The following is a 15,528-nucleotide window of genomic DNA, read 5'->3' as shown; positions in this document are numbered from 1 at the left end:
GCTGGGCCTGTTCAAAAGCGGTTACGCAAATAGGCGACAACGCTGTATTGCTGCTCTTCGACCCGGTTGTCGGGGTCACGCAACGTGAGGCTGATGCGCACACTGCGGATGTCGAGAGCATTGCCAGCGGTGATCGCCGTTTTGTAGGACATGGGATTACCGACCATGCCAAAGGAAACAGAAAAACTGGCCACATTCTGCAAGAGCGGTTGCGGATCAGCCGTCGCGCCGAATCTGATGCTCAGATCGGTCCCGGAAAGGCTGTAAACCAGTTGCCGCAATGGAAAGGCCGTCTCCCCGGCTGCGGGGGCTCTTGCGCCGTTGTAAAGCTGCGTCGTGCTTCTGCAGTCTGAGATGATGGTCCAGGTCGGCGTGCTACCCGTGCTCCCCACGTCAGCGGTCACCAGCGTGAGCTTCGCGTTCGCGTTGTCCCAGAGAATAGGATTATCGAGCGCGGCAGGCAGGGCAATGGCAGGTGCCACAGGCGTCACGTTGGAAAGATTCAGGCATCCATACATGCCGGTCATGCGAATTTCCTGAATCATCTTGCTCAACACAAAGCGCGCATCTTCCTGCATGCGTGCCGACGCATTCTGACTCTGGTACGTGCCTCTGGATGCGGTGAATATCTGGACGATACCCAGGCTGACAACAAGCCCGAGCACCAGAGCGACCATGATTTCGACCAGGCCGAAGCCTCTGGACAGCCTTCTCATGGATTCACCCCGATACGCGAAGTAAGCGTGAACGTCCGGGTCGTGGGGCTGGCGGGTGCAGTCCCCGTGTTCGCTACGGTATTGGCGCTCGCGGCACGCGTGTCGTCCCAGGTGATGGTGATGGTCACTTCAGGCGCATTGGCAACGTTGATCACCCCTGTCCCGGTCGCGCCTGCAAAATTGTTGATGTTGTTTTTGAAATCGAACAGATCCTGATCCCGCGCGACGTTGATATTGGCCCCCGGAGCCGCTGCCAGACTGTTCAGACCATAGGTTGCCAGGACGTTTTGTCCGCCGGTACTGGCCGCGTTGCCATCCACATTCGCCCGAATGCGATCCATCATGTCGTAGGCAATGAAACTGGCCTGACTGGTCATCGCCGCACTGTCCGTGTACTTCAAGGCGTTCAGCTGGATTGCCGCCGCGCCCAGCAGGCCGATGGCAAGGATCAACACCGAAACCAGTACTTCGATAAGGGTCATGCCGGTCTGGCGATGTCGGGGTTTATTGGGCATCAGCAGCTTCCACCGAGGACGATCCGGCCGGTCAGGCAAATATTCATGGTTCTGGTGACGGAGCCTCGGGTGTAAGTCATGGCCACCGCCGTAGCAGGCGCGATGAGTCCGCCCAGATTATTGAAATCAATGGCATTCACGTTGGCCGCCACGAGCGTGCCGCCGCTGCTCATGGCCGCCACCTTGCGCAAGACCTTGGTCGAGTCGGAAGCGACCGTGGCCGCATCGGCGACTCGATACACCTGCAACTCGGTATTCCATGCAGTCCCGGTGGTGGGCGCGATTCGCACACTCACTCCTCTGTTTATCGCCTCGAGCCGCGCATAGTTGAGGGCGCGCTGCAAATCATTGAGCTCGGTATCGGCCTTGTTGCTCTGCAGAGTGCTGGTGAAGTTCGGGATCGCGATAGCTGCCAGGATGCCCACCAGGGACACAGTGACTAACAATTCGATGAGGCTGAATCCCTTGGCTATATGACGCATTGAGTGTCTCCTAGACGTTACGACTATAAGGCAGCAATGCCGTCGGAAAATCTATAGCGGGACGTACGGTTGTTTTGCAATGACGAACGCCCGGACGCGTTTGAAGCGGTCTTTCCAGGGAAGGAAAACAGATGAAGCAGGCAGGATTTACGCTGATCGAACTGCTGGTGGTCGTCGCACTGGTTGCCATTCTTGCTCATGTCGCCATGCCTTCTCTTACGGACGTGATCGACAGCAACCGCAGACTCGTCGCTGCCCAGGAACTGGCCAGCGGAATACGGTCGGCACGAGTAGCGGCCATCACGCGCAACCAATGGACGACGATCCATGCAATAGACGGCGACTGGAGTAACGGTTGGCGGATTATTCTCGACTCGGACGGCAAAGGCCCCGACGATCAGGACGTGTTGCTCATCGAACGCGCAAGGTCGACCGACACCAGAATCGTCGGCAACAGGAAAGTGGCTGAACATCTGACATTCACCGGGCTGGGCGGCCTGCGTAACTCGGCCAACGGGACGATACATGTGTGCGTCAAAGACCAGCCGGTCAGCCACTATCGCGTGATAGTGGCCAGGACCGGGCGGGTCAGGATCGACGACAAGAAAGCTGATGCGCCACTGTGCGGCTGAGCCGACTCAGAGCAGCGACTTGACCCGCAATTCCTTGGGCATGGAGAACGTAATGTTCTCTTCGCGACCGGCCAGTTCATCGGCACCGGTGGCGCCCCAGGCCTGCAGTTGCTGGATCACACCGCGCACCAGCACTTCCGGCGCCGAGGCACCTGCGGTGATACCAATGCGCTCGACTCCATCAAACCAGCTACGTTGCATGTCTTCGGCACCATCGATGAGATAGGCAGGTGTCGACATGCGCTCGGCCAGTTCACGCAGGCGATTGGAATTGGAGCTGTTCGGGCTGCCCACTACCAGCACGACATCGCACTCGTCGGCCAGTTGCTTGACCGCATCCTGACGGTTTTGGGTGGCGTAGCAGATGTCATCCTTGCGCGGGCCGCCGATGGCCGGGAATTTCTGACGCAATGCATCGATGACGCGACTGGTGTCATCCATGGACAACGTGGTCTGGGTCACGAACGCCAGCGAATCCGGGTTACGCACCTGCAGGCTTGCAACGTCGGCTTCGTCCTCGACCAGATAGATCGCACCACCGTTGGCGGCATCGTATTGCCCCATGGTGCCTTCCACTTCCGGATGGCCTTCATGACCGATCAGGATGCATTCGCGACCATCGCGGCTGTAACGGGCGACTTCGATGTGGACCTTGGTCACCAGCGGGCAGGTAGCGTCGAACACCTTCAAGCCACGCCCGGCCGCTTCGGTACGTACGGCCTGGGAAACGCCGTGGGCACTGAAGATGACAATGACGTCGTCCGGCACCTGCTCCAGCTCTTCGACGAAGATCGCACCACGGGAGCGCAGGTCTTCGACGACGAATTTGTTATGAACCACTTCATGGCGCACATAGATCGGCGGACCAAACACTTCCAGAGCGCGATTGACGATTTCGATCGCGCGGTCCACACCGGCACAAAAGCCGCGGGGGTTGGCGAGTTTGATTTGCATGCTGTGCCTCATGGTTACGTGCGAAGCAGCCCGGCCGAAGCCGGGCTCGATATCGGGATCAGGACGCCAGAATCGCTTTCACTTCGAAGATCTGCACTTCAAAGCTCAGCGTCTTGCCTGCCAGCGGGTGATTGAAGTCGATAGTGACCTGTTCGTCATCGAATACCTTCACCACGCCGGGCAACTCGGTGTTGGCCGCATCATTGAAGATCACCAGCAACCCTTCGGACAGTTCCATACCCGCGAACTGCGAGCGTGGCATGATCTGCACGTTTTGTGGGTTGGGCTGACCAAAGGCGTTTTCCGGCAGGATCTGCACGGTCTTCCGATCGCCTGCCTTGAAGCCGAAAATGGCGGCTTCAAAGCCCGGTAGCAGGTTGCCGTCACCGACCTTGAAGGTGGCCGGAGCCTTTTCGAAGGTGCTGTCGACGGTGTCGCCGTTTTCCAGACGCAGGGCAAAATGCAGCGTGACCTGCGTGTTCTGACCGATGCGCAGCTCGTCGGACGAGCCTTGGGTCGAAGACTGTTCAGTCATGGGCAGGCTCTCCGGTTTTCTTGCTCTTGAACATATCCAGCGCCAGCATGATCGCACCAACGGTGATGCCGCTGTCGGCCACGTTGAAGGCCGGGAAGTGCCAACGGTTCTGCCAGTGGACCAGAATGAAGTCGATCACGTGGCCCAGCACGATGCGGTCATACAGGTTGCCCAGTGCGCCGCCCAGCACCAGTGCCAGCGCGATGGCCAGCCAGGTGTCGTCGCGCCCCAGACGCTTGAGCCAGACCACCAGCACCGCGCTGACCACAACGGCGATCAGGGCGAACAACCAGCGCTGCCAACCGGCACCGTCAGCCAGAAAGCTGAAGGCTGCACCGGTGTTGTACGCCAGCATCCAGCTGAAGTAGTCGGGAATCACCACGATCTGTTCGTACAGGTCCAGGCGGTTTTCGAAGTAGAACTTGCTGGCCTGGTCAATGACCAGCACCAGCACGCTCAACCACAACCAGCTCAGACGGCCGAAACGGCCCGGAGCGGAATCACGCATAGTGACGCACCTCGCCGACACCGCTGATGTTGTCCACGCAACGACCGCAGATTTCCGGATGCTCAGGGTTCACGCCTACATCCTCACGGTGATGCCAGCAACGGGCGCACTTGGCATGACTGGACTTGACGACCTTCAGCTTCAAACCGGCAACCTCGGTCACCACTGCATCAGCCGGAGCCGCTGCCAAAGGCGCGACGCTGGCGGTGGAGGTGATCAGCACGAAACGCAGTTCGTTGCTCAGCTTCGACAGATCCGCCACCAGCGAGTCTTCGGCATACAGGGTCACTTCAGCCTGCAGGTTGCCGCCAATAGCCTTGGCAGCGCGCAGGTTTTCCATTTCCTTGTTAACCGAAGTCTTCACCGCCATGATCCGCTCCCAGTAGGCACGGTCCATTTCGAAGTCGGCAGGCATTTCGGTCAGGCCTTCGTACCAGGTGTTGAGCATCACGGATTCGTTGCGCTCGCCCGGCAGGAACTGCCACAACTCATCGGCGGTAAACGCCAGGATCGGCGCGATCCAGCGAACCAGCGCTTCGGAGATGTGGAACAGCGCGGTCTGGCACGAGCGACGTGCCGTGCTGTTCGCGCCCGTGGTGTACTGGCGATCCTTGATGATGTCCAGGTAAAACCCACCCAACTCCTGCACGCAGAAGTTGTGGACCTTGGAGTACACGTTCCAGAAACGGTATTCGCTGTAGTTCTCTTGCAGCTCGCGCTGCAGCAGCAAGGTGCGATCCACCGCCCAACGGTCCAGCGCAAGCATTTCATCGGCTGGCAGCAGGTCGGTCGCCGGATTGAAGCCGGACAGGTTGGAGAGCAGGAAACGGGCCGTGTTGCGAATACGACGGTAGGCATCGGCGCTACGCTGCAGGATCTGGTCAGACACGGCCATTTCGCCGGAATAGTCAGTCGCAGAAACCCACAGACGCATGATGTCGGCGCCCAGCGAATCGTTGACCTTCTGCGGCGCAACCACGTTGTTCAGTGACTTGGACATCTTGCGACCGTTCTCGTCGACCACGAATCCGTGGGTCAGCAGTTCGCGATACGGCGCATGGTTGTCGATGGCGCAACCGGTCAGCAGCGAAGAGTGGAACCAGCCGCGATGCTGGTCGGAGCCTTCGAGGTACAGGTCGGCACGCGGACCGCTTTCGTGGCCCATCGGGTGCGAGCCGCGCAGCACATGCCAGTGCGTGGTGCCGGAGTCGAACCAGACGTCCAGTGTGTCGGAGATCTTGTCGTACTTGGCCGCCTCGTCACCCAGCAGTTCGCTGGCGTCCAGCTTGAACCAGGCCTCGATGCCTTCTTTCTCGACCCGCTGCGCCACTTCTTCCATCAGTTCGACGGTGCGTGGGTGCAGTTCGCCGCTTTCCTTGTGCAGGAAGAACGGAATCGGCACGCCCCAGTTGCGCTGACGCGAGATGCACCAGTCGGGACGGTTGGCGATCATCGAGTGCAGACGCGCCTGACCCCAGGCCGGAACGAACTGAGTGTCTTCGATGGCCTTGACCGCACGTTCACGCAGCGTGTCGCCAGTGGCGGGCTGCTTGTCCATGCCCACAAACCACTGCGCAGTGGCGCGGTAGATCAGTGGCGACTTGTGACGCCAGCAGTGCATGTAACTATGGCTGATGGTTTCGGTGTCCATCAGGCTGCCGACTTCGGCGAGCTTGTCGATGATGTTCTGGTTGGCCTTGAAGATGAACTGGCCACCGAAGAACTCCAGCGATTCGACATACACGCCGTTGCTCTGCACTGGGCTGATGATGTCGTCGTTGCTCAGGCCATAAGCCTTGCAGATATTGAAGTCGTCCACGCCGTAGGCGGGCGAGCAGTGAACGATACCCGTACCGGCACCCAGCTCGACGTAGTCAGCCAGATAGACCGGCGACAGACGGTCGTAGAGCGGATGACGGAAGTTGATCAGTTCCAGCGACTGGCCGGTGGTAGTCGCGATCACCGAACCTTCCAGCTTGTAGCGGGACAGGCAGGACTCGACCAGTTCTTCAGCCAGCACCAAGAGCCTGTCGCCGATATCGACCAGCGCGTAGTTGAACTCGGGATGGACGTTCAGCGCCTGGTTGGCCGGTATGGTCCAAGGGGTGGTGGTCCAGATGACGATGGAGGCCGGCTTGTCCAGCGAGGCCAGGCCGAATGCAGCAGCCAGCTTCGCTTCGTCAGCGATCGGGAACGCGACGTCGATGGTTGAGGACTTCTTGTCCTGATATTCGACTTCTGCTTCAGCCAGTGCCGAACCGCAGTCGAAACACCAGTTGACCGGCTTCAGGCCCTTGAATACGAAACCGCCCTTGACCATCTCGGCCAGCGCGCGGATTTCCCCGGCTTCGTTGGCGAAATTCATGGTCAGATACGGATTGCTCCAGTCACCCAGCACACCCAGACGGATGAACTCGGATTTCTGGCCTTCGATCTGCTCGGCAGCGTAGGCACGGCACAGCTCGCGGGTCTTGTCCGCGGACAGGTTCTTGCCGTGGGTCACTTCGACCTTGTGCTCGATCGGCAGGCCATGACAGTCCCAACCCGGCACATACGGGGCATCGAAGCCCGCCAGGGTCTTGGAACGCAGGATCATGTCCTTGAGAATCTTGTTGACGGCATGACCGATGTGAATATTGCCGTTGGCGTATGGAGGGCCGTCGTGCAGGACGAACTTCGGACGATCCTTGCCAATTTCGCGCAGCTTCTGGTACAGGCCAATGCTGTCCCAGCGCTGCAGAGTTTGCGGCTCGCGCTGGGGCAGGCCGGCCTTCATAGGGAAGGCGGTGTCCGGAAGGTTTAGCGTGGCTTTATAGTCGGTCATTTCAGGCTCTTGGTTAGCGGTTGACCATGCCAATGGGCACGGGCGGCGGCGACGTCCGCATTGATCGCCGTCTTGAGCGCCTCCAGAGAGGCAAAACGCTGCTCATCACGCAGCTTGTGGTGGAAAGCCACCGTCAAACGCCGGTCGTAAAGGTCGCCGGCAAAATCCAGAAGATGCACTTCAAGGTGGGCACTGCCATCACCCGCCACGGTAGGACGCACGCCGATGTTGGCGACACCCGCCCAAGCCTTGCCATCGATGTCCACGCTGACCAGGTAAACCCCGCTCAACGGCACACGACGACGCTTGAGTTGCACGTTGGCGGTGGGCGTACCCAACTGACGCGCCAGCTTCTGGCCATGCAAGACCCGTCCGGTGATCTGGAACGGGCGGCCGAGCATACGTTCGGCCAAGGCAAAATCCGCGGCAGCCAGGGCTTTACGCACCTTGGTACTGCTGACGCGGAGGCCATCGATTTCAACGGTCTGCGCCGCTTCCACCGTAAATCCGTAAGTCGTTCCGGCCTGCTGCAGGAAGTCGAAATCCCCGAGCCGGTCGCAGCCAAAACGAAAATCATCGCCCACTTCAAGATGCTGAATGCCCAGCCCGTCGATCAGCACGGTTTCCACGAAGCTGGCTGCACTGAGTTTCCTCAGGCGCTGGTTGAAGGACAGGCACAGAACCCGGTCCACACCCTCGGCGCTCAACAGTTCGAGCTTGTCGCGCAGACGTGCCAGTCGTGCCGGAGCAGTCTCTGGCGCAAAAAACTCACGAGGCTGGGGTTCAAAGATGACCACGCAGCTGGGCACACCCAATTCGACAGCCCGCTCACGCAGACGCGCCAGAATAGCCTGGTGGCCGCGGTGAACACCGTCGAAATTGCCAATCGTGGCGACGCAGCCCCGATGCTGGGGACGCAGGTTGTGAAGACCTCTAACCAGCTGCATAACGCACTTCTTGCTCATAAAGTGGCCGATTATAACCACACACGGCCCTGGACGACAGGCAACACGCCAGGACCCGATCAAAGCAGCCGGCGCGCAATGCACAAATCCGACAGCTCACCTTTGAATTACCGCTTACATGATGGCTTTGCGGGCAAAATCCCGAAGTCGGAAACCCAGCAACAAAAGCATCGCAAAATACGTCACCACACCGGCTGCCACCAGCGCGCCCAGACGCAGGAAACGCTCCAGCATGTGTCCTTCATCCCACGCGGGCATGACATGCATCATCCCCAGCAGAACGCCTGACATGGCCGCCACAGCGATCACCAGCTTGAACAGAAACTTCGCCCAGCCCGGCTGCGGCTGAAACAGGGCCTGCTTGCGCAACTGCCAGAACAACAGGCCGGCATTGATGCACGCCCCGACACTGATCGCCAGCGCCAGCCCCGCATGCTGCAACGGCACAATGAAGGCCAGGTTGAGCAACTGAGTCACAATGAGGGTAAAGATCGCGATTTTCACCGGGGTACGAATATTCTGCTGCGCATAAAAGCCGGGGGCCAGGACCTTGATCAGGATAATCCCCAGCAGGCCGACCGAATAAGCGACCAGCGCCCGTTGCGTCATCGCGGCATCCAGTGCATCGAACTTGCCGTATTGAAACAGAGAAACGGTCAGCGGTTCAGCCAGCAGACCCAAGGCCAGCGTGCAAGGCAGGACCAGCACGAAGCACAGACGCAGGCCCCAGTCGAGAATGCGCGAATACTCCTGACGATCCCGCTGGGCGTAGGTCTTAGACAGGATCGGCAGCAGAATCGTACCCAACGCAACTCCCAGAACACCAGACGGCAGCTCCATGAGGCGGTCGGCATAGTACATCCACGACACCGACCCGGCGACGAGGAATGAGGCAAATATCGTGTTGATGATCAGAGAAATCTGACTGACCGAGACGCCGAGGATGGCAGGAAGCATCTGCTTCATCACACGCCAGACACCTGAATCACGCAGATTCAGGCGCGGCAGTACCAGCATGCCGATTTTTTTCAGGTGTGGCAGTTGATACAGCAACTGCAGCAGACCGCCCGCCAGCACGGCCCAGCCCAGCGCCATGACCGGCGGATCGAAATACGGGGTCAGAAACAACGCAAAAAAGATCATGCTGACATTGAGCAGGGTCGGCACGAAGGCTGGTACGGAAAAGCGGTTCCAGGTATTGAGGATCGCGCCCGCCAGCGATGACAGCGAGATCAGCAATATATAAGGAAATGTCACCCGCAGCATATCCGAGGTCAGCGCGAATTTTTCAGGCGTGTCGACAAAGCCCGGCGCAGTGGCCCAGATCACCCAGGGCGCGAAGATCACACCCAGCAAGGTCACCAGTGCCAGAACGAGCGTCAGCAGTCCTGTGACGTAAGCCACGAACGTGCGAGTCGCCTCTTCGCCCTGCTGGCTCTTGTATTCGGCCAGGATCGGCACGAATGCCTGGGAAAAAGCGCCCTCGGCAAAGATGCGCCGCAGCAGGTTGGGCAATTTGAAGGCAATGAAGAAGGCGTCGGTCGCCATTCCGGCCCCGAAAGTGCGCGCAATGATGGTGTCCCGTATGAAGCCCAGGACCCGGGAAACCATTGTGATAGAGCTGACGGCGGCGAGTGACTTGAGTAGATTCATTGAAAGACTTGTATGCCTTGGCAAAGGATGGGCGATTAAGCCGTCCATTTATGCGATACTTCGCGCCGCTAAAAAGCCCGAAGCCAAAGGCCGCGAGTTTACAGGTCGCACGCCGGAAATAAATCATCCGGATAAAAGCAGCGACCACTCAGCGGAACACCTTAACTGCCCTTGACAAGACTTCAACTCATCGGCATGATTCGCGGCCTATTTTGTTTGCTATTTCACAAAGTCTTTCGAGGAGCTCGACGGTGGCCAACACACCTTCCGCCAAAAAACGTGCAAAACAGGCTGAGAAGCGTCGCAGCCACAACGCCAGCCTGCGTTCCATGGTTCGTACCTACATCAAGAATGTAGTTAAAGCCATCGACGCAAAAGACGCTGAAAAAGCGCAAGCTGCTTATGTTCTGGCTGTACCTGTTATCGACCGTATGGCCGATAAAGGCATCATCCACAAGAACAAGGCTGCTCGCCATAAAGGTCGCCTGAACGGTCACATCAAGGCCCTGAGCCTTGCTGCTGCAGCCTAAGCGATCCGCTTGTTGAAAAACCGACCCCAGGGTCGGTTTTTTATTGCCTGTGAGAAAGCGAGCGCACCCGGACGCAGAGCACCCCGAGACGCATCCCCACGCAGAGCGTGAGGAACGATCAGCTCGAGCGGTGTGCAATCAGGGGGCAGGCGCAGGCGACCATGGCAGGATCGGAATGGCGGTAACCGCATTCTGCGGACTGCCTTCGATGATTCGGTCGCTGTAGACCAGATACACCAGCGAGTTACGTTTCTTGTCGAAGAACCTCACCACCTGCATGGTCTTGAACACCAGCGACGTGCGCTCCTTGAAAACCTCATCACCATCCTTGAGGCTTTCCTTGAAGTGGATCGGACCGACCTGACGACAGGCAATCGACGCCTCCGCCCGATCCTCGGCCAACCCCAGACCACCCTTGATGCCGCCCGTCTTGGCACGCGACAGGTAGCACGTCACGCCATCAACCTTCGGATCATCGAAGGCCTCCACCACGATCCGGTCGTTCGGCCCGACCATCTTGAACACCGTCGACACCTGACCAATCTCTTCTGCCGAGACCAGCACAGGCACGAACAGCAAAGCAGTCAACAAACCTTTCATGACGCGCATCGAGCCTTCCCTTCCAGTTAATAACCCGACTCAGACGAGAATCAGGTTGTCGCGGTGAATCAATTCAGGCTCGGCCATGTAGCCCAGCTCGCGCACGATAGCCTCTGACGACTGACCGATGATCTTCTGCGCCTCCACTGCACTGTAGTTGCTCAAGCCCCGCGCCACTTCACGCCCGTCTTGCGCAACGCAAACCACCATCTCACCGCGCCGGAAACTGCCCTGCACCAGCTTGACGCCGACCGGCAGCAGACTCTTGTGATCCCGAGCCAGGGCCGACACCGCACCGTCATCCAGCACCAGCGTACCGCGAGTCTGCAAATGCCCCGCCAGCCACTGCTTGCGCGCAGCCAGCATGCCGCGCTCAGGCGACAGCAGCGTACCCAGCCGCTCACCCCCCTTGAGCCGCGCCAGAACGCGCTCGATGCGACCACCGACAATCACGGTGTGCGCCCCTGAACGAGCCGCCAGACGTGCAGCACGCAGCTTGGTTTGCATCCCGCCACGCCCCAGCGCCCCGCCCGTGCCGCCCGCCACCGCATCCAGAGCAGGATCATCAGCGCGAGCCTCGAAAATCAGCTGCGCATCGGGGTTGTTGCGCGGATCAGCATCAAACATGCCGTCACGATCCGTAAGAATGACCAGCAGATCAGCCTCGACCAGATTGGCCACCAGGGCCGCGAGCGTGTCGTTGTCGCCGAAGCGGATCTCATCAGTGACCACGGTATCGTTTTCGTTGATGACCGGCACCACGCCCAGCTCGACCAGAGTGCGCAGCGTGCTGCGGGCATTCAGATAGCGCTTGCGATCAGACAGGTCGTCGTGAGTCAGGAGGATCTGCGCAGTGCGCCGATCATGCTCGGCAAAGCTCGACTCCCACGCCTGCACCAACCCCATCTGACCGATGGCGGCCGCAGCCTGCAGCTCGTGCATCGCACTGGGTCGAACAGTCCAGCCCAGGCGACTCATACCGGCAGCGACCGCCCCGGAGGAAACCAGCACCAGCTCGACGCCTGCCTCGTGCAGCGCCACCATCTGCTCGACCCACACACCCATGGCCGCACGATCCAGACCCTTGCCATCTGCCGTCAGCAAGGCACTGCCGATCTTCACGACCCAGCGCTGGGCACCCGTCACTTTGCTGCGCATCATCTTCCAACCTTAGCCAGAGAGTTTTCAAATTCGAGATACAAAAACGCCGCTGACAAACGTAGCGGCGTTCAAGTTTACTTCAAGCGATCAGTCACGGACGTAAATGATTTCCGGACCATCTTCATCGTCCACATCTTCTTCATCCCAGTCATCGTCGCCGATGTCATGCACGCTCTTCACGCCACTGCGGCGCAACGCACGCTGATCATCCAGCGCCTGCAGCTGTGCACGCGCCTCATCTTCGATGCGCTGATCCAGCTCGGCAAGCTCTTCGGCGTAGCCAGGCTCCTCAGCGATGCGCAGGCTGCGCTCTTCGAGATAGCGCATGATGTCGCGCGTCAGTTGCTCGGTGCCTTCTTTGGCAATGGCAGAAATCACGTAAACCGGACCGGTCCATTCCAGACGATCAACGATTTCCTGCTTGCGCGCCTCATGCTCTTCTTCAAGCAGTTGATCGCACTTGTTCAGCACCAGCCAGCGATCACGATCCGCCAGGGACGGGCTGAACTTGACCAACTCGTTGACAATGATTTCAGCCGAATCCGCAGCGCTGGTTTCATCCAGCGGCGCCATGTCGACGAGGTGCAACAGCAAACGAGTACGCGCCAGGTGCTTGAGGAAGCGAATCCCCAGACCTGCACCATCGGATGCGCCTTCGATCAGACCTGGAATGTCGGCAACGACGAAGCTTTTCCAGCGATCGACACTGACCACACCCAGGTTCGGCACCAGCGTTGTGAACGGATAGTCGGCCACTTTCGGCTTGGCAGCAGACACCGAGCGAATGAAGGTACTTTTGCCTGCGTTCGGCAAGCCAAGCAGACCAACGTCCGCCAGCACTTTCAATTCCAGCTTTAGATCACGCTGATCGCCAGGCTTGCCCGGCGTGGTCTGGCGTGGAGCACGGTTGGTACTGGATTTGAAGCGCGTATTGCCCAGACCGTGCCAGCCACCCTGGGCAACCATGATGCGCTGACCATCCTTAGTCAGGTCACCGATGATTTCCTGAGTGGTGGCGTCGATGATCGTGGTGCCGACCGGCACGCGCAGCACCAGCTCTTCACCCTTGCGACCGGTGCAGTCAGTGCTGCCACCATTGGAACCGCGCTCGGCATCGAAGTGGCGCGTATAGCGATAGTCGACCAGGGTGTTCAGGTTGACGTCGGCCATCATGTAGACCGAACCGCCATCGCCGCCGTCACCACCGTTAGGGCCACCATTTTCGATGAATTTTTCGCGACGGAAGCTCATGCAACCGTTGCCGCCGTCACCGGCCTTTACTCGAATGGATACTTCATCTACAAATTTCATAACGCACGCCTCCCGCCACAGGGACGAGCAGAACCACATAAATTACATAAGACTCTTGCAAAAATGAGCGTTGCGATACCGATCAGAAACCAGCGACCCCAAGGGTCAACATCACAACAGCCCGCACAAACAGTTTTGCAAGAGACTCACCTGACTCTCTACCTCTACAAACGAAAAAGCCCCGTCGCAAGACAGGGCTTTTAAGCTACTGCGTGATTACGCTGCGGAGACTTCAGTCTTCGGAACGATGCTCACGTAGCGGCGACCGAAGGCGCCCTTGACTTGAAACTTGATCACGCCTTCCACTTTCGCGAACAGGGTGTGATCTTTACCCATGCCAACGCCGTAGCCAGCGTGGAATTGGGTGCCGCGCTGACGCACGATGATGTTGCCCGGAATGATAGCCTGGCCGCCATACATCTTCACGCCAAGGCGTTTGGCTTCTGAGTCGCGCCCGTTACGGGTACTACCACCAGCTTTTTTGTGTGCCATGAGTCAATTCTCCAAATGAGGATTAGGCTGAAATTAAGCCTGAATACCTGTGATTTTGATCTCGGTGTACCACTGGCGGTGGCCCATGCGCTTCATGTGGTGCTTACGACGACGGAACTTGATGATGCGAACCTTATCGTGACGACCTTGCGAAACCACTTCTGCCACGACAGTAGCGCCAGCAACAACCGGAGCACCGATATTGACGTCGTCGCCATTGCCAACCAGCAGAACGCGGTCGAAAGTGACGGATTCGCCAGTAGCGATTTCCAGTTTTTCAATTTTCAGGTATTCACCTGGGGCGACTTTGTACTGCTTGCCACCGGTAACAATTACTGCGTACATGGTATTTCTCCGAAAATCCTGCTCACCCAGCTCTTTATAAGAAGAGTATCGGCTGGCATGGCTGCATAAGGCTGGAACGGCCCGTTTGCAATTGCGTAAGGCAGGTGCTGCCCAGGAAAGTTAGGGTGCGCGATTGTACGCAAGCCCAGGATGGGTTGCAAGAGGCCGCTCGTCATACCTTGACACGCTCTACCCCGCGACCTAGCATGCGGCGCAACCTTTCCGGAGCACGTGTCGCTGATGCAACCCCAAGCCTTCTACCGCGCGGTGGCGGACGACTTTAGTGCCGTTGACGTTATCATCAAAAAGCAACTGACGTCACGCGTACCGCTGGTCTCGAAAATCGGCGACTACATCACGTCCGCTGGCGGCAAACGCCTGCGTCCTCTGCTGGTATTGCTCTGTGGCAAGGCACTGGGCCGCGAAGGTGACGATGTACGCCTGCTGGCCGCCACCATCGAATTCCTGCATACCGCCACCCTGCTGCACGACGATGTCGTCGACATGTCCGGCATGCGCCGCGGCCGCTCGACGGCCAACGCCCTCTGGGGCAATGCGCCAAGCGTGCTGGTCGGTGACTTCCTTTATTCGCGCTCCTTCGAAATGATGGTCGAACTTGGCTCGATGGATGTGATGAGAATCCTGTCCAAGGCCACTCGCGTCATTGCCGAAGGCGAAGTGTTGCAATTGTCCAAGGTTCGCGACGCCAGCACCACTGAAGAAACTTACATGGAAGTGATTCGCGGCAAGACCGCCATGCTGTTCGAAGCCTCGACCCACAGCGCTGCTGCGCTGTGCAGCGCTTCTGCCGAGCAGACCGAGGCGCTGCGCACCTTTGGTGATCACCTGGGTGTCGCCTTCCAGTTGGTGGACGACCTGCTGGACTACCGCGGCGATGCCGAAACACTGGGCAAGAACGTCGGCGACGACCTTGCCGAAGGCAAACCCACCCTGCCGCTTATCTACACCATGCGCGAAGGTACGCCCGAGCAGGCTGCTCTGGTTCGTCAGGCCATTCAGAAAGGCGGCCTTGAAGATCTGGAAAGCATCCGCAACGCCGTCGAAAGCGCTGGCGCTCTGGATTACACCGCTCAGCTGGCCCGTGACTACGCCGCCAAGGCCATCGCCTGCCTGGACGCCCTGCCGCCCAGCGAGTACCGCGATGCGCTGGTCGAACTGAGCGAGTTTGCAGTCGCGCGTACGCACTGATTGCATCAGCAGCACGAAAAAGCCCGTCCATGTGACGGGCTTTTTGTTTCACTGAATGTACCCAGCGCTCTGATCCACCTCCCGGTAATCGGACAC

General features: G+C 58.9%; 17 protein-coding genes. 3 read left to right on the top strand and 14 right to left on the bottom strand.

Annotation, left to right across the window (positions count from 1 at the left end; all coding sequences use genetic code 11):
- Positions 1 to 11 precede the first annotated feature (11 nt).
- Genes JTJ32_RS12900 through JTJ32_RS12890 form a run of 3 tightly spaced genes read right to left on the bottom strand, consistent with a single transcriptional unit; the run spans position 12 to position 1,713 of the window.
- Positions 12 to 716 (bottom strand): PilW family protein, encoded by a 705-nt coding sequence (locus JTJ32_RS12900; protein ID WP_210042272.1) that lies wholly within the window; start codon positions 714 to 716, stop codon positions 12 to 14.
- On the bottom strand, positions 713 to 1,231 hold the full coding sequence (gene pilV / locus JTJ32_RS12895; RefSeq protein ID WP_184321330.1) for a type IV pilus modification protein PilV: 519 nt from the start codon (positions 1,229 to 1,231) through the stop codon (positions 713 to 715). Before pilV ends, JTJ32_RS12900 begins: the two co-directional genes overlap by 4 nt.
- Positions 1,231 to 1,713 carry a GspH/FimT family pseudopilin gene (locus tag JTJ32_RS12890; protein ID WP_210042271.1) on the bottom strand — a complete coding sequence of 161 codons (483 nt, stop codon included), beginning with the start codon at positions 1,711 to 1,713 and terminating at the stop codon, positions 1,231 to 1,233. The genes pilV and JTJ32_RS12890 overlap by 1 nt, the downstream gene beginning before the upstream one ends.
- Before the next feature lie 131 nt (positions 1,714 to 1,844).
- On the opposite strand from JTJ32_RS12890, the gene JTJ32_RS12885 reads away from it, so the two are divergent.
- Positions 1,845 to 2,345: a GspH/FimT family pseudopilin gene (locus tag JTJ32_RS12885; RefSeq protein ID WP_099226405.1), complete on the top strand. Its 501-nt coding sequence runs from the start codon at positions 1,845 to 1,847 to the stop codon at positions 2,343 to 2,345.
- Between the two features lie 6 nt (positions 2,346 to 2,351).
- Here the strand turns inward: JTJ32_RS12885 and ispH are convergent, their stop codons facing one another.
- From ispH to murJ, 6 genes are all read right to left on the bottom strand, one after another.
- A complete protein-coding gene (gene ispH / locus JTJ32_RS12880) occupies positions 2,352 to 3,299 on the bottom strand; it encodes a 4-hydroxy-3-methylbut-2-enyl diphosphate reductase (protein WP_004884061.1) in 948 nt (315 codons plus the stop codon).
- Between the two features lie 58 nt (positions 3,300 to 3,357).
- Positions 3,358 to 3,834 (bottom strand): FKBP-type peptidyl-prolyl cis-trans isomerase, encoded by a 477-nt coding sequence (locus JTJ32_RS12875; RefSeq protein WP_004884060.1) that lies wholly within the window; start codon positions 3,832 to 3,834, stop codon positions 3,358 to 3,360.
- Complete coding sequence (gene lspA / locus JTJ32_RS12870) at positions 3,827 to 4,342, bottom strand: signal peptidase II (RefSeq protein WP_004884059.1); 516 nt, start codon at positions 4,340 to 4,342, stop codon at positions 3,827 to 3,829. Before lspA ends, JTJ32_RS12875 begins: the two co-directional genes overlap by 8 nt.
- Positions 4,335 to 7,166, bottom strand: coding sequence for an isoleucine--tRNA ligase (ileS, locus tag JTJ32_RS12865; protein WP_210042270.1), 2,832 nt, complete (start codon positions 7,164 to 7,166; stop codon positions 4,335 to 4,337). The genes lspA and ileS overlap by 8 nt, the downstream gene beginning before the upstream one ends.
- Positions 7,163 to 8,113: a bifunctional riboflavin kinase/FAD synthetase gene (ribF, locus tag JTJ32_RS12860; protein WP_025995625.1), complete on the bottom strand. Its 951-nt coding sequence runs from the start codon at positions 8,111 to 8,113 to the stop codon at positions 7,163 to 7,165. The genes ileS and ribF overlap by 4 nt, the downstream gene beginning before the upstream one ends.
- A gap of 132 nt (positions 8,114 to 8,245) precedes the next feature.
- On the bottom strand, positions 8,246 to 9,784 hold the full coding sequence (murJ, locus tag JTJ32_RS12855; protein ID WP_210042269.1) for a murein biosynthesis integral membrane protein MurJ: 1,539 nt from the start codon (positions 9,782 to 9,784) through the stop codon (positions 8,246 to 8,248).
- Between the two features lie 251 nt (positions 9,785 to 10,035).
- On the opposite strand from murJ, the gene rpsT reads away from it, so the two are divergent.
- Positions 10,036 to 10,314, top strand: coding sequence for a 30S ribosomal protein S20 (gene rpsT, locus JTJ32_RS12850; RefSeq protein WP_003344603.1), 279 nt, complete (start codon positions 10,036 to 10,038; stop codon positions 10,312 to 10,314).
- Positions 10,315 to 10,452: 138 nt separating this feature from the next.
- On the opposite strand, the gene JTJ32_RS12845 is transcribed toward rpsT, so the two are convergent.
- The 5 genes from JTJ32_RS12845 to rplU form a co-directional block, all read right to left on the bottom strand.
- Positions 10,453 to 10,923 carry a CreA family protein gene (locus JTJ32_RS12845; RefSeq protein ID WP_184321341.1) on the bottom strand — a complete coding sequence of 157 codons (471 nt, stop codon included), beginning with the start codon at positions 10,921 to 10,923 and terminating at the stop codon, positions 10,453 to 10,455.
- Between the two features lie 30 nt (positions 10,924 to 10,953).
- On the bottom strand, positions 10,954 to 12,072 hold the full coding sequence (proB, locus tag JTJ32_RS12840) for a glutamate 5-kinase (RefSeq protein ID WP_210042496.1): 1,119 nt from the start codon (positions 12,070 to 12,072) through the stop codon (positions 10,954 to 10,956).
- Between the two features lie 90 nt (positions 12,073 to 12,162).
- On the bottom strand, positions 12,163 to 13,386 hold the full coding sequence (gene cgtA, locus JTJ32_RS12835) for an Obg family GTPase CgtA (protein ID WP_004884053.1): 1,224 nt from the start codon (positions 13,384 to 13,386) through the stop codon (positions 12,163 to 12,165).
- Positions 13,387 to 13,602: 216 nt separating this feature from the next.
- The gene (gene rpmA / locus JTJ32_RS12830) at positions 13,603 to 13,878 is read right to left on the bottom strand and encodes a 50S ribosomal protein L27 (protein WP_002551972.1); all 276 of its coding nucleotides are present in this window, start codon (positions 13,876 to 13,878) and stop codon (positions 13,603 to 13,605) included.
- A gap of 33 nt (positions 13,879 to 13,911) precedes the next feature.
- Positions 13,912 to 14,223: a 50S ribosomal protein L21 gene (gene rplU, locus JTJ32_RS12825; RefSeq protein ID WP_002551971.1), complete on the bottom strand. Its 312-nt coding sequence runs from the start codon at positions 14,221 to 14,223 to the stop codon at positions 13,912 to 13,914.
- Between the two features lie 240 nt (positions 14,224 to 14,463).
- Here rplU and JTJ32_RS12820 point away from each other — a divergent pair, with 240 nt between their 5' ends.
- The gene (locus tag JTJ32_RS12820) at positions 14,464 to 15,432 is read left to right on the top strand and encodes a polyprenyl synthetase family protein (RefSeq protein WP_029243818.1); all 969 of its coding nucleotides are present in this window, start codon (positions 14,464 to 14,466) and stop codon (positions 15,430 to 15,432) included.
- Positions 15,433 to 15,528: the final 96 nt, after the last annotated feature.

This window comes from Pseudomonas alliivorans (assembly GCF_017826695.1).
Taxonomy (GTDB): Bacteria; Pseudomonadota; Gammaproteobacteria; order Pseudomonadales; family Pseudomonadaceae; genus Aquipseudomonas; species Aquipseudomonas alliivorans.
The sequence above is the reverse complement of the archived record's forward strand: the minus strand, read 5'-3'. Positions and strand labels throughout refer to the sequence as shown.

What these genes read in the sequence shown, in the direction of transcription:
- ileS (WP_210042270.1), bottom strand. Translation starts at nt 7,166, where the DNA reads ATGACCGACTATAAAGCCACGCTAAACCTTCCGGACACCGCCTTCCCT.
- JTJ32_RS12890 (WP_210042271.1), bottom strand. Translation starts at nt 1,713, where the DNA reads ATGCGTCATATAGCCAAGGGATTCAGCCTCATCGAATTGTTAGTCACT.
- JTJ32_RS12845 (WP_184321341.1), bottom strand. Translation starts at nt 10,923, where the DNA reads ATGCGCGTCATGAAAGGTTTGTTGACTGCTTTGCTGTTCGTGCCTGTG.
- pilV (WP_184321330.1), bottom strand. Translation starts at nt 1,231, where the DNA reads ATGCCCAATAAACCCCGACATCGCCAGACCGGCATGACCCTTATCGAA.
- rpmA (WP_002551972.1), bottom strand. Translation starts at nt 13,878, where the DNA reads ATGGCACACAAAAAAGCTGGTGGTAGTACCCGTAACGGGCGCGACTCA.
- murJ (WP_210042269.1), bottom strand. Translation starts at nt 9,784, where the DNA reads ATGAATCTACTCAAGTCACTCGCCGCCGTCAGCTCTATCACAATGGTT.
- rplU (WP_002551971.1), bottom strand. Translation starts at nt 14,223, where the DNA reads ATGTACGCAGTAATTGTTACCGGTGGCAAGCAGTACAAAGTCGCCCCA.
- JTJ32_RS12900 (WP_210042272.1), bottom strand. Translation starts at nt 716, where the DNA reads ATGAGAAGGCTGTCCAGAGGCTTCGGCCTGGTCGAAATCATGGTCGCT.
- lspA (WP_004884059.1), bottom strand. Translation starts at nt 4,342, where the DNA reads ATGCGTGATTCCGCTCCGGGCCGTTTCGGCCGTCTGAGCTGGTTGTGG.
- JTJ32_RS12875 (WP_004884060.1), bottom strand. Translation starts at nt 3,834, where the DNA reads ATGACTGAACAGTCTTCGACCCAAGGCTCGTCCGACGAGCTGCGCATC.
- cgtA (WP_004884053.1), bottom strand. Translation starts at nt 13,386, where the DNA reads ATGAAATTTGTAGATGAAGTATCCATTCGAGTAAAGGCCGGTGACGGC.
- ribF (WP_025995625.1), bottom strand. Translation starts at nt 8,113, where the DNA reads ATGCAGCTGGTTAGAGGTCTTCACAACCTGCGTCCCCAGCATCGGGGC.
- JTJ32_RS12885 (WP_099226405.1), top strand. Translation starts at nt 1,845, where the DNA reads ATGAAGCAGGCAGGATTTACGCTGATCGAACTGCTGGTGGTCGTCGCA.
- proB (WP_210042496.1), bottom strand. Translation starts at nt 12,072, where the DNA reads ATGCGCAGCAAAGTGACGGGTGCCCAGCGCTGGGTCGTGAAGATCGGC.
- JTJ32_RS12820 (WP_029243818.1), top strand. Translation starts at nt 14,464, where the DNA reads ATGCAACCCCAAGCCTTCTACCGCGCGGTGGCGGACGACTTTAGTGCC.
- ispH (WP_004884061.1), bottom strand. Translation starts at nt 3,299, where the DNA reads ATGCAAATCAAACTCGCCAACCCCCGCGGCTTTTGTGCCGGTGTGGAC.